The following is a 12,105-nucleotide window of genomic DNA, read 5'->3' as shown; positions in this document are numbered from 1 at the left end:
CGCAATAGGAAGAGCTCGTCGGACGGCCGCGCTACGGCGTGGGCAAGGTCTCGCCAGTGGCCCACGGGCGGTACTAGGGTCACTCTCAGGGGCGTCGGCCCATACCGGCGGGAAAGCTTCAAAGGAGAAGTCCCATGTCGAACACAGCCTCGGAGATCATCGCTGGGCTCGGTGGCGCCGCGAACGTCGCGAGCCTGACCCACTGCGCCACTCGGTTGCGCTTCCAGCTGCACGACGGATCCGCCGTGGACAAGGACACGATCGAGTCCATCGACGGCGTGCTGGGGGCCGTGCCCCAGGCCGGCGACCGGTTCCAGGTCGTCATCGGTGGCGCCGTCCAGACCGTCTACAACGAGATCATGGCTCTCCCGGAGATGTCCGGCGGCGCCGGTACGCCGACCGACGCGGACATCAAGGCGGCGGCCCGCTCGCAGGGCCCGCGCGGGAAGCTCGCGTGGCTCGACAATCTCTTCGAGTTCCTGTCCGACTCGTTCCGGCCCATCATCGGCGCCCTGCTCGGCGCGTCGCTGTTCATCACGTTCATGTCGCTCATGTCGACGCTCGACGTGATCGGCAACTGGGCCGACCCGCGCACGGACCTGCCGCCCTCGTGGGACTTCGTCAACCTCATGTGGCAGTGCGTCTTCGTGTTCCTGCCGCTCATGGTCGCGTACAACGCCTCGAAGAAGCTCGACGTGGATCCGTGGATCGGCTTCTCGGTCATGGCGGTGCTGATGCTGCCGGGCTTCAAGGCCCTCGCCGAGGCCGACACGGCCAAGCAGCTGACGTTCCTGGGCTCCGAGATCACGACGGTGCCGATCTTCGGCATCCCGCTCACGATCTTCGACTACAGCTCGCAGGTGTTCCCGCCGTTGCTCATGGCGGCCGTCCTGGGCCTGGTCTACAAGTACCTCAAGCAGCTCATCCCCGAGAACATCCAGCTGATCTTCGTGCCGTTCTTCGCCATGTTGATCATGATCCCGCTGACGGCGTTCCTGATCGGCCCGATCGGTGTGTACGTCGGTGCCGGTCTGGCGGACGTGCTCAAGTCGATCAACGACTTCTCGCCCTTCATCTTCGCGATCGTGATCCCGCTGGCGTACCCGTTCATGGTGCCGTTGGGCCTGCACTGGCCGATCAACGCGATCATGCTGCTGAACATCCAGACGCTGGGCTACGACTACATCCAGGGCCCCATGGGCGCCTGGAACTTCGCCTGCTTCGGCGCGACCGCCGGCGTCCTGCTGCTCTCGTGGCGTGAACGCGACGCGCAGATGAAGCAGACCGCCACCGGCGCCCTCGCGGCCGGTCTGCTCGGCGGCATCTCCGAGCCGTCCCTGTACGGCATCCATCTGCGGTTCAAGCGGATCTACCCACGCATGCTCGTGGGCTGCTTCGTCGGTGGTCTGATCATCGGCATCGGTGGCGGCGTCACCACGAACGCGTTCGTGTTCACCTCGCTGCTGACGATCCCGGCATTCGACAGCGTCCTGCTCTACGGCGTCGCCGTGGCGGCCGCGTTCTTCGTCGCGATGACGCTGGTCGTCCTCTCGGGCTACAAGAACCCCGAGGAGGAGGCGGCCGCGACTGCCGCGGCCGGCGGAAGTGGCGCGGGTGCGGCCGCGGTCGCGTCCGGGGCCACCGCCTCGGCCCCGGCTCCGGCGGCGGACGCGGGGGTCGGCGCGGTGCTGCAGGTCGCCGCACCGGTCGACGGCAACGTCATCGCGCTCACGGACGTGCCCGATCCGGTCTTCGCGGGCGGCACGATGGGGCCAGGTGTCGGGATCGAGCCCTCGTCGGACACGGTATACGCACCCGGTGCCGGCATGGTCGTCGCGGCCCAACCGACGGGCCATGCCTTCGGGCTCGTGCTCGACGGCGGCATCGAACTGCTGATCCACGTCGGCATCGACACGGTCAACCTGCAGGGCGAGGGCTTCGACGTGCACGTCAAGGCCGGTCAGAAGGTCGAGCAGGGCACGCCGCTGGTCACCTTCGACCGGGGCGTCATCGAGAAGGCCGGGTACTCGCTCGTGACACCCGTCATCGTCATGAACGGCGCCAAGTTCGACACCGTCGACCCGATCGAGCTCGGTCCGGTGTCGGCGGGCGATCCGCTGCTCTCGATCGAGACGAAGGCGGCTGCCGCTCCGGCGTGAGGTCGCTCAGGCGATCAGGTTGACCGCGTCGGGATCGCACGTCGCGCCCGTCCCGGTCGAGCCGACGCGGTCCCAGGCGCGGGCGAGCCGGTCCACGGCGACCTCGAGCCGCTCCGGAGGCAAGGCGAAGGGAAGTCGCAGGTGATGCTCGCCGACGGCGGGCAGGGTCGGGAAGAACCGCGGCCCGGGTGTCAGCGCGACGCCCTCGGCCTCCGCGGCGACGGTCAGCGCCGAGCTCGCCGCCTCGGGCAGCGTCACCCACAGCGAGAGTCCGCCCTCGGGCTCGTTGACGTGCCACGACGGCAGCCGACGGGTCAGGGCCGCACGCAGCGTGTCACGGCGCAGCCTCAGCTCGGCACGACGTGCCTCGTGGTCGATCTCGTCGCCGGTCAGCGCCGCCGCGGCGACGACCTGGTCGAGGGCCGCCGTGCCGAGGTCGCGCACCATGCGGGCCTGGACGAGCTTCGGCACGAGCGCATGGGGTGCCCGGATCCAGCCGATCCGCAGTCCGCCCCACAGTGACTTGGCGGCCGATCCGACGACGATCGCCTCGGGGTCGTGCACGGCGAAGTGCTCGGGTAGGGGCCGGCCGGACAGGTTCACGTCGCGCATCGTCTCGTCGAGGATCGTCGTCACGCCGTGCGTCGACAGCAGGCCGGCGATGCGCTCCCGGCCGGCCGAGTCCAGCAGCGCCCCGGTGGGGTTGTGGAAGTCGACGACGAGCAGGGCCAGGCGGGCGGCCGGCGCGAGCCGGGCGACGTCGTCGATCGGCCAGGGCGTGTCGGCGAGCGGCAGGGGAGCGAGCCGCGCGCCCGCGCGTCCCAGCACGTCGAACGCGTGCGGGTAGCCGCAGCCCTCGACGAGGACCCGGTCGCCGGGTCGGACGAGCGTCGAGGCCAGCAGCGAGAGCGCGCCCTGCGCACCGCTCGTCACGATCAGCTGCTCGGGATCGGTGGGCAGCCCGTCCTGCGTGTACCTCTCGGCGAGGCGCTCGCGCAGGGCCGGCAGGCCGTCGGGCAGGTAGCCGTCGGTCGCCAGCACCGAGGGCAGTGCCCGCATCGCCCGCTCCACGAGCTGGGCGAAGCCCGCAGGGGCCTCGGTGGCCGCCGTCGTCAGCGCGATCCCGTCCGGACCGGAGGGCCGCGCGAGCATGCTGGTCGCCCGGGCGATGCCGAGCGGCAGGTCGACGACGCTCCCGGAGCCCTGCCGGGTCCGGAGCAGGCCCTCGTCGCGCAGCAGCTCGTAGGCGCGGGTCGTGGTCGTCCGGCTCAGGCCGGTGGCCCCCGCGAGGGTCCGCTCGCTCGGGAGGCGGGTGTCCGCCGTGATCCGGCCGTCCTTGATCGCGGCGCGCACCCGATCGGCGAGCCGGCGGTAGGTCGGTCCGGTGCCGGAGTCGAGCTCGCCGACAAGGATGGCCAGTTGGCGTGCGGAGAGGGGAGCGATCCGGTCCATACAGGCCACTGTGGCAGAACTGGCCATGGATTCAAAGTCCAGTTGGGGTCATGCTGGAGGCATGCTCTTCCTGATCCTCCTACTGGCCCTGTCGGTGTGGGCCATCATCGCGACCGTGCGCGCGGTCCGGGTGGACGGGCATCGGCGTCTCCCGACGGCAGCAGTCGTGCGGTCGGCTGGGGCCCGTCGGTGACCCGGCGGCTCGTCCAGCTCGTCGCGGGCCTTTGGCTCTACGGCGCGACGATGGCGCTCATGCTGCGCGCGGGTCTGGGCCTGGACCCGTGGGACGTCCTGCACGACGGCCTCACCCGGCACGTGCCGCTGACCTTCGGCCAGATCGTGATCGTCGTCGGCGCGCTCGTCCTGCTGGCGTGGATTCCCCTGCGCCAGCGCCCCGGCATCGGCACGGTGATGAACGTGGTGCTCATCGGGATCGCCGTCGACGTGACCCTCGCGATCGTGCCGGCGGTGCACGACCCGGCCGTGCGGGTGCTGCTGCTCGCCACGGGCATCGTGGGCAACGGCATCGCCGGCGCCATGTACGTCGGGGCGGGTCTGGGAACCGGACCACGCGACGGCCTGTGGTCCGGCCTCGTGCGCCGAACGGGTGCCAGCGTGCGCCTGGTCCGCACCTCGCTCGAGGTCGCCGTCCTGGTGACGGGCTTCGCGCTCGGCGGCACGGTCGGCGTCGGCACGGTGCTCTACGCCGTCACGATCGGGCCGATCGTGCAGGCGTTCCTGCCGTGGTTCGAGATCGGCCCCGAGCCGCGCGGGGGAGTCGAGCCCGCCACCTCCTGACGAGGCCCGGAGACGAGAGAGGGCGCGGCCGCCACGGCGACCGCGCCCTCCTTCTCGTCTGCCGATGGATCAGGGCGCGAGCTTGCGCAGCGACCAGCCGAGCAGCAGCCAGAGCAGGCCCATGCCGACAGCGAAGAACGCGACGCCGTAGGCGACGACCGACGTGAACAGCGATGCCCGCAGGAACGAGGCGTTCATCGCGGTGGCCCGCAGCGGATCGTCCTGCTCGAGCTCGGCGTAGGTCTTGCCGCCGGTGGCCTCCAGGGCGTGCTTGTTGATGACCTCCGCCTGCGCGTAGGCCGTGAACGGACCCTTGACCTGCTTGCCGCCGAACATGTCGGCGTCCTCGGACACGGTGATGTTCTCGGCGTCGAGCTGGTTCGTGATGACGACCCAGGTCACGGCGCCGGCGACGATCAGGACGATTCCGGCGATGATCGAGAGCAGGCCCACGACGCGGACGCTCTTGAGATTGCTCGTTTCGGCGGAGTAGTCGGACATGGAGTTTCCTTCCGTCGGGGCCCCGTTGCGCCCGTTGTCCTGAGCCTAGGGATCGAAGGGGTCACCCGTCGAGGGTCGCGTCTCAGCGGCGCGTCGCGATGATGAGGCTCGCATCGGGGTCGATGAGCATCTCGACCGCCGCGAAGCGCTCGTCGGTGAGCCACTGCTCGCGCACCGTGTCCACCTGACCGTCGACGATCGGCGGCCAGAACGCGGACGGGACGAAGTCGTCCAGCACGGCGATGCCGCCGGGCTCCAGCAGGTCGGCGAGCACGTCGATGCTCGCCATCACGTCGCGCACGTCCACGAACAGCAGGGAGAACGGGGCGTACTGCTCCAGGACGGTCCAGTCGCCGCACGTGACCTCGACGTTCTCCGCGTCGTGGAAGATCCCCTGCACGTCCTTGGCCAGGCCCGGGTCGAGCTCGGCCGTCACGATGTGCGCGCCCTTGGGTGCGCCGCTGGACAGCCAGGCCGAGCCGACGCCACAGCCGGTGCCGAGTTCGGCGAGGGTGCCTTGGCGCGAGGCCGCGAGCGATGCCAGCAGGCGACCGGTCTCGCTGCGCGTCGACGTGATGAAGCCGCGGCGGCGTGAGAGGTCGAGCGCACGCGAGACCAGTTCGGGAACCTCGGCCGGTGCGCTCATGGTCCGAGTCTTCCACGATGACCGGCCCGTGACCTGCCGGCCCACGGAATGAGATGGGCGGGGCGACCTCGATGCCACCGCGCGGTCGTGTAGAGTCGCGGCCATGCGGAAGCAGCTCGTAGTAGTCGCTCGCCGCGGCAGGACCTCCTAAAGGGCCACTCACCTGCCGCGGAGTTCTGGCGTTGGCCCGACGACTCCGTGCCGCAGATGGCCGACCACAACCTGGTCCCGCTCCTCTGAAATCACTCGAGACACCACTCGAGACTCGCGGCCTCCGCTGAGTCGCCGGTCCCGTCGGATCCCGCCCGACCGCACCCACTCTTCAGAGGAGCACATCATGTACGGACCCACCACCACGATCGAATGGGGACCGGCGCACCTGCGCGACGAGGCACCCGAGTTCGACGAAGCGCCCGAGGACAACTGATCGAATCGTGAGACCCGGGTTTCAGCATCTGAGATTCCGGGTTCTAGGATGGCATCCATGAACAGCACGTACTCCCTCGCGGTCGTCGCCGGCGACGGCATCGGCCCCGAGGTCACCGACCAGGCCCTCAAGGTTCTCGACATCGTCGCGGGCGACACCGGCATCGCGTTCTCGCGGACGGCGTACGACCTCGGTGCTCGTCGGTGGCACGCCACCGGCGAGGTGCTGCCCGACTCGGTGCTCGAGGAGATCCGGGGTCACGACGCGATCCTGCTCGGTGCGGTCGGCGACCCGTCGGTGCCGTCGGGCGTGCTCGAGCGCGGGCTGCTGCTGAAGCTGCGGTTCGCCCTGGACCACTACGTGAACCTGCGTCCGTCCAAGCTGTACCCGGGCGTCCCGACGCCGCTGGCGAACCCCGGTGACGTCGACTTCGTCGTCGTCCGCGAGGGCACCGAGGGACCGTACGTCGGCAACGGCGGCGCGATCCGCGTCGGCACGCCGCACGAGGTCGCGACCGAGGTCAGCCTCAACACGGCGTTCGGCGTCGAGCGGGTCGTCCGCGACGCGTTCACGCGGGCCCAGGCCCGGCCGCGCCGCAAGCTGACCCTCGTGCACAAGAACAACGTGCTCGTCCATGCCGGCCACCTGTGGAGCCGCACGGTCGCCGCCGTCGCCCCCGAGTTCCCCGAGGTGTCGGTCGACTACCTACACGTCGACGCCGCGACGATCTTCCTGGTGACCGATCCGGGCCGCTTCGACGTCATCGTCACCGACAACCTGTTCGGCGACATCCTGACCGACCTGGCCGCCGCGATCACGGGCGGCATCGGGCTGGCCGCTAGTGGCAACGTCAACCCCGACCGCACGGCGCCCAGCATGTTCGAGCCCGTCCACGGCTCGGCGCCCGACATCGCCGGTCAGGGCAAGGCCGATCCGACGGCCGCGATCCTGTCCGCCGGGCTCCTGCTGGAGCACCTCGGTCACGCCGAGCCCGCCGCCGCGATCACCGCCGCGGTCGAGTCCGACATCGCCGCCCGCACGGGCGAGCCGCGCTCCACTGAGGAGGTGGGGGAGGCCATCGCCACTCGCGTGGCCGGGGCGGTATCGGTCTCCTGACCGATGACCCTCCCTCCCCGAAAGGACTAAAATGTCCGGCATGACCACTCCCGCGTTCGCACCCCGCACCGACCGCAACCCGAACGCGCGCAGCACCGCCGAGCGCTCCGGGATCCTCGCCGATCCGGGCTTCGGCAACTTCTTCACCGACCACATGTTCCTGACCGAGTGGACCCCGGAGCAGGGCTGGCACGACCCCCGGGTCGTGCCGTACGGACCGCTCCAGCTCGATCCGGCGACGGCCGTCCTGCACTACGCGCAGGAGATCTTCGAGGGCCTCAAGGCCTACGCCCACGCCGACGGGTCGATCTGGCTGTTCCGACCCGAGCAGAACGCCGCCCGGCTCCAGCGCTCGGCCCACCGGCTCGCGCTGCCGGAACTGCCGGTGGAGTGGTTCCTCGGCTCGGTCAAGGCGCTCGTCGAGGCCGATCGAGACTGGGTGCCCACGGGCGAGGAGCGCAGCCTGTACCTGCGTCCGTTCATGTTCGCCTCCGAGGTGTTCCTCGGTGTGCGGCCCAGCCAGCACGTCACGTACTCCGTCATCGCCTCCCCGGCCGGCGCGTACTTCGCCGAGGGCGTCAAGCCCGTCGACATCTGGCTCTCCGAGTCGTTCTCGCGCGCCGGTGCCGGCGGCACGGGTGCGGCCAAGTGCGGTGGCAACTACGCGGCCAGCCTGCTGCCGCAGCAGGAGGCCTCCGCGCACGGCTGCGCCCAGGTCGCCTTCCTCGACTCGGTCGAGCACCGGTGGATCGAGGAGCTCGGCGGCATGAACCTGTACTTCGTGCAGGCGGACGGATCGATCGTCACCCCCGAGCTCAGCGGATCGATCCTCGAGGGCATCACGCGGGACTCGATCCTCACGCTCGCCCGCGATCTCGGCCACGAGGTCGTCGAGCGGAAGGTGTCGATCGAGGAGTGGCGCGACGGCGTCGCCGACGGGTCGATCACGGAGGTGTTCGCGTGCGGCACGGCCGCGGTCGTCACCCCGGTCGGCAAGCTCAAGTGGGACGGCGGCGAGGTCGCCAGCGGCGGCGCCGACGGTGCGGGGGAGTGCGGCAAGGTCACCGCCGACATCCGCTCGGCCCTCGTCGACATCCAGTACGGGCGCGCCGAGGATCGCCACGGCTGGATGACGCGCGCCGTCTGACGGACCCCTTGCGGGCGCGGCCGTCCGCGCCTAGCCTTCGCAGGAGCGGAGCACCGTGCGGGGGCACGGTTGCGGGTCCGCGAGTCCAGGGGGACTCCATGCGAACACCATTTTTCACGCTGCTGGGGGCCGTCACGACGGCCGGATTCCTCGTCGCGGTGGCTCCGGTAGCCACGGCCGCGCCCGATGTCGGTGGCGGTTCGAGTCCCGGCCAGGTCGCGGCAGACAACCTGCCGAACCCGCTGGGCGACAAGCAGAGCCAACTGCGACAGACCGCCGTCGCCGACGTGCTGTCGGGTCGGCGCGACGCGGCCCAGCGCAACGGGTCCACGGTCGTGAAGGTGGGCGAGAAGGCCGCGCCGTCGACCACGGCCCAACGGGCGCGAGCCCATGCCGGCAAGTCGGTCAAGGCGCGCAAGGTCGACCAGTACGTCGAGCTGCAGCGTGAGTCCACCGACCGGATCTTCGTCGTGCTCGCCGAGTTCGGCGATCAGCGGCACCCGAACTATCCCGACCAGGACACCGATCCGACGACCCCCGGGCCCACCGTGTTCAACGGCCCCGCCCACAACGCGATCCCGTCGCCCGACCGGTCGAAGGACAACTCGACCGTGTGGCGGGCGGACTACAGCCCGGACTACTACCGGCAGCTGTACTTCGGGACGCGGGGAGAGTCGCTGAAGACCTACTACGAGAAGCAGTCCTCGGGCCGATACAGCGTCGACGGTGAGGTCACCGACTGGGTCAAGGTGCCGTACAACGAGGCCCGGTACGGGCGCAGTGGCGGGTACCCGTGCACCGGCCACGTCTGCTCGAACACGTGGGCGCTGGTCCGCGACGCGGTGAACGTCTGGGTCGCCGACCAGGAGGCGGCCGGCCGCACGCAGGCCGAGATCACCGCGGACCTGAAGAGCTTCGACCAGTGGGATCGCTACGACTTCGACGGTGACGGCAACTTCAACGAGCCCGACGGGTACATCGATCACTTCCAGATCGTGCACGCCGGCGGTGACGAGGCCGACGGCGATCCGTACCAGGGCGAGGACGCCGTCTGGTCGCACCGCTGGTACGCCTTCTACAACCTGGCCGGTCAGACCGGGCCCGCCGACAACGAGCTCGGCGGCACCGAGGTCGGCGACACGGGTCTGTGGGTCGGCGACTACACGATCCAGCCGGAGAACGGCGGCCTCTCGGTGTTCGCGCACGAGTACGGTCACGACCTCGGCCTGCCGGACCTCTACGACACGACCGGTGTCGGCCAGGGCGGTCCCGAGTTCTGGAGCCTGATGTCGCAGAGTCGACTCTCGGCGAAGAACGACGTCGGCATCGGCACACGTCCCGGTGACCTGGGTGCGTGGGAGAAGCTGCAGCTCGGCTGGCTCGACTACGAGATCGCGGTCGCCGGACAGAAGCGCACGTATCAACTGGGCCCGCACGAGTACAACTCGAAGAAGGCCCAGGCGCTCGCGGTCGTCCTGCCGAAGAAGGACGTGACGACCGATCTCGTGCCACCGGCCAGTGGGGTGTTCACGTACTGGAGCGGCAGCGGGAACGATCTCGACAACACGTTGAGCGTGTCCCTGCCACTGCCGGCCGATCCGGCGACCTTGAACTTCAAGGCGCAGTACAACATCGAGGACTGCGGCCCCGATCCGTGCGACTACGCGTACGTCGAGGTCGACGACGGCACGGGCTGGGCGGCGATTCCCGGTTCGATCACCGCGCCTGATGAGGGCAACGGGATCGACGGGCTCACGAGCGGCTGGACCGATGCGTCGTTCGACCTGTCGGCCTACGCCGGCAAGACGGTAGGACTGCGGTTCCGGTACCTCACCGACGGCGCGGCGGCCGGCCAGGACCCCTCCCGGGTCGCGGGCCTGTTCGTCGACGACATCACGGTCACGGCCGGCGGCTCGACCCTGTTGTCCGACGGTGCGGAGTTCGGTACGGGTCCGTGGACGGCCGACGGGTTCACGGTTGCCGCGGCGACATCGACGACGTCGTACGACAACTTCTACCTCGCGTCGAACCGCACGTACTCGTCGTTCGACCAGTACCTGAAGTCCGGCCCGTACAACTTCGGCTGGACGACGACCAAGCCCGACTGGGTCGAGCACTTCCCGCTGCAGGACGGTCTGCTGGTGTCGTACTGGGACACGTCCTATGCCGACAACGACTCGGGCAACCACCCGGGTTCGGGCCTCATCCTGCCGGTGGACGCGCACCCGAGGCCGATCTACCGGTTGGACGGTCAGCCGTGGCGGGTGCGCGTGGCGAACTACGACTCGACGTTCGGACTGCAGAAGGCCGACTCGTTCACGTTGCACGTGAACGGCCAGGCCAACTACATCCGGGGTCAGGCCGCGCAGCCCCTGTTCGACGACACGAGGTCCTACTGGGACCCGGCGACGCCGTACGCGAGCGTCAAGGTCGCGAACGCCGGCGTCACCCTCAAGGTGCTCGAGCAGGAGGGCACGTCGCTGAAGGTGAGGCTGGGCAGCAAGTAGGAGGATGCCGCGAAGGCCCCGTCCCGTTCGCGGGACGGGGCCTTCGTGCCGCCCGGGCGCGTCCGGAGGGTCTCGACCATCGACCGTCGCGGGGAGATACTGGCAGAGGGGTCCCGATGTCTGGAGGGCACATGACGTACGGATTCCACGACGGAAGTCGGACCCTGCAGGACCGCTTCGACACGCGCGCCCTGGCCGACCGGATCGACCACCTGCTGGTCAGGGAGGACATCGGCGACGGCGACCGGGCCTTCATCGAGGCTCGTGACATGTTCTTCCTCGCGACGGCCGACGCCGAGGGACGACCCACCTGCTCGTACAAGGGCGGGGAGCCGGGGTTCGTCCGGGTGATCGATCCGCGCACGGTCGCCTTCCCCAACTTCGACGGGAACGGCATGTACCTGTCGACCGGGAACATGCTGCTCAATCCCGACGTCGGCATGCTGTTCATCGACTTCGAGCGCGGGCACCGGATGCGCCTGGAGGGCACCGCGAGCATCGACCCCGACGATGCGCTGCAGGCCGACTGGCCGGAGGCGCAGTTCGTCGTCCGGGTCCGCACCCGGGTGGTCTACCCGAACTGCCCGCGGTACATCCACCACTACGAGCTCGTGCGGCGATCACGGTTCGTGCCGCGCAGCGACTGTCCGACGCCGGTGCCGGAGTGGAAGCGCTCGGACTGGGCGAAGGACGCCCTGCCGGCGGACGATCCGGCTCGAGACCCCGGTGACCGCGAGGTGCTCGGGCGCTGAGCCCGCGCGACGAGGTCAGAACTGGACGGTCGGCGGGGTCTCCTGGCCGGCCGGGGCGTCGTAGAAGGTGCGCTCCTTGACGCCGGCGACGCCGCTGAAGAACAGCCAGGGGATCGTGCGGACCAGCTCGTTGAGCCGGCGCACGGCGTCGTTGTAGTACTGGCGAGCGAACGACAGCTTGTTCTCGGTGTCGCTCAGCTCACCCTGCAGCTGCTGGAAGTTGGCCGAGGCCTTCAGGTCGGGGTAGGCCTCGGCCACCGCCATCACGTCCACGAGGGCCTTGTCCAGGCGCTCCTCGGCAGCGGCCCGCTGCTCGACCGACCCGGACTTCGCGGCCTCGGTCACTCCGGCGCGGGCCGCGGTGACCTCCTCGAACACGCCCTTCTCGTGCTGGGCGTAGCCCTTGACCGTGTTGACGAGGTTCGGGATGAGGTCGGCGCGCCGGGTGAGCTGCACGTCGATCCCGCCGAGCGCCTCCTGGGCGCCGATGTCCGCCGTGCGCAGCTTGTTGAAGGCGACGACCCCGAACACCACGAGGATGACGACGACGGCCAGGACGATCCACATGATCACGGCTACCTCCGGGGTTCGGGAACTGGT

10 protein-coding genes are annotated in these 12,105 nt (G+C 69.8%); 6 read left to right on the top strand and 4 right to left on the bottom strand.

Features of this window, described 5'->3' with window-relative positions; genetic code table 11:
• Positions 1–134 precede the first annotated feature (134 nt).
• Positions 135–2,159, top strand: coding sequence for a glucose PTS transporter subunit IIA (locus ACT26F_RS07670; RefSeq protein ID WP_471669920.1), 2,025 nt, complete (start codon positions 135–137; stop codon positions 2,157–2,159).
• 6 nt (positions 2,160–2,165) lie between these two features.
• Here ACT26F_RS07670 and yczR read toward each other — a convergent pair whose 3' ends face one another.
• The gene (gene yczR / locus ACT26F_RS07665; RefSeq protein ID WP_471669919.1) at positions 2,166–3,611 is read right to left on the bottom strand and encodes a MocR-like transcription factor YczR; all 1,446 of its coding nucleotides are present in this window, start codon (positions 3,609–3,611) and stop codon (positions 2,166–2,168) included.
• A 189-nt stretch (positions 3,612–3,800) separates the two neighbouring features.
• Between yczR and yczE the strand changes: the two genes are divergently transcribed.
• The gene (gene yczE, locus ACT26F_RS07660; RefSeq protein WP_471669918.1) at positions 3,801–4,409 is read left to right on the top strand and encodes a membrane protein YczE; all 609 of its coding nucleotides are present in this window, start codon (positions 3,801–3,803) and stop codon (positions 4,407–4,409) included.
• Between the two features lie 69 nt (positions 4,410–4,478).
• Here yczE and ACT26F_RS07655 read toward each other — a convergent pair whose 3' ends face one another.
• Both ACT26F_RS07655 and ACT26F_RS07650 read right to left on the bottom strand, forming a co-directional pair.
• Positions 4,479–4,910: an aromatic ring-opening dioxygenase LigA gene (locus ACT26F_RS07655; RefSeq protein WP_471669917.1), complete on the bottom strand. Its 432-nt coding sequence runs from the start codon at positions 4,908–4,910 to the stop codon at positions 4,479–4,481.
• Between the two features lie 82 nt (positions 4,911–4,992).
• Positions 4,993–5,556, bottom strand: a complete 564-nt coding sequence (locus tag ACT26F_RS07650) for an O-methyltransferase (protein WP_471669916.1) — start codon at positions 5,554–5,556, stop codon at positions 4,993–4,995.
• A gap of 484 nt (positions 5,557–6,040) precedes the next feature.
• Between ACT26F_RS07650 and ACT26F_RS07645 the strand changes: the two genes are divergently transcribed.
• The 4 genes from ACT26F_RS07645 to ACT26F_RS07630 all read left to right on the top strand — a co-directional run bounded on the left by ACT26F_RS07645 (position 6,041) and on the right by ACT26F_RS07630 (position 11,505).
• Positions 6,041–7,099, top strand: coding sequence for a 3-isopropylmalate dehydrogenase (locus ACT26F_RS07645; protein ID WP_471669915.1), 1,059 nt, complete (start codon positions 6,041–6,043; stop codon positions 7,097–7,099).
• Between the two features lie 31 nt (positions 7,100–7,130).
• Positions 7,131–8,246, top strand: coding sequence for a branched-chain amino acid aminotransferase (locus ACT26F_RS07640; protein ID WP_471669914.1), 1,116 nt, complete (start codon positions 7,131–7,133; stop codon positions 8,244–8,246).
• 98 nt (positions 8,247–8,344) lie between these two features.
• On the top strand, positions 8,345–10,753 hold the full coding sequence (locus tag ACT26F_RS07635; protein WP_471669913.1) for an immune inhibitor A domain-containing protein: 2,409 nt from the start codon (positions 8,345–8,347) through the stop codon (positions 10,751–10,753).
• 131 nt (positions 10,754–10,884) lie between these two features.
• Complete coding sequence (locus ACT26F_RS07630; RefSeq protein ID WP_471669912.1) at positions 10,885–11,505, top strand: pyridoxamine 5'-phosphate oxidase family protein; 621 nt, start codon at positions 10,885–10,887, stop codon at positions 11,503–11,505.
• Positions 11,506–11,520: 15 nt separating this feature from the next.
• Here the strand turns inward: ACT26F_RS07630 and ACT26F_RS07625 are convergent, their stop codons facing one another.
• Positions 11,521–12,072: a LemA family protein gene (locus tag ACT26F_RS07625; RefSeq protein ID WP_471669911.1), complete on the bottom strand. Its 552-nt coding sequence runs from the start codon at positions 12,070–12,072 to the stop codon at positions 11,521–11,523.
• Between the last annotated feature and the right edge of the window lie 33 nt (positions 12,073–12,105).

It is taken from the genome of Aeromicrobium sp. SP1, from assembly GCF_055663785.1.
Note: the sequence above shows the minus strand (reverse complement) of the source record. Positions and strands in the feature narration are given on the sequence as shown.

Coding starts and splice junctions, on each gene's coding strand:
- ACT26F_RS07630 (WP_471669912.1), top strand. CDS start 10,885: ATGACGTACGGATTCCACGACGGAAGTCGGACCCTGCAGGACCGCTTC.
- ACT26F_RS07655 (WP_471669917.1), bottom strand. CDS start 4,910: ATGTCCGACTACTCCGCCGAAACGAGCAATCTCAAGAGCGTCCGCGTC.
- ACT26F_RS07645 (WP_471669915.1), top strand. CDS start 6,041: ATGAACAGCACGTACTCCCTCGCGGTCGTCGCCGGCGACGGCATCGGC.
- ACT26F_RS07670 (WP_471669920.1), top strand. CDS start 135: ATGTCGAACACAGCCTCGGAGATCATCGCTGGGCTCGGTGGCGCCGCG.
- ACT26F_RS07650 (WP_471669916.1), bottom strand. CDS start 5,556: ATGAGCGCACCGGCCGAGGTTCCCGAACTGGTCTCGCGTGCGCTCGAC.
- ACT26F_RS07640 (WP_471669914.1), top strand. CDS start 7,131: ATGTCCGGCATGACCACTCCCGCGTTCGCACCCCGCACCGACCGCAAC.
- ACT26F_RS07635 (WP_471669913.1), top strand. CDS start 8,345: ATGCGAACACCATTTTTCACGCTGCTGGGGGCCGTCACGACGGCCGGA.
- ACT26F_RS07625 (WP_471669911.1), bottom strand. CDS start 12,072: ATGTGGATCGTCCTGGCCGTCGTCGTCATCCTCGTGGTGTTCGGGGTC.
- yczR (WP_471669919.1), bottom strand. CDS start 3,611: ATGGACCGGATCGCTCCCCTCTCCGCACGCCAACTGGCCATCCTTGTC.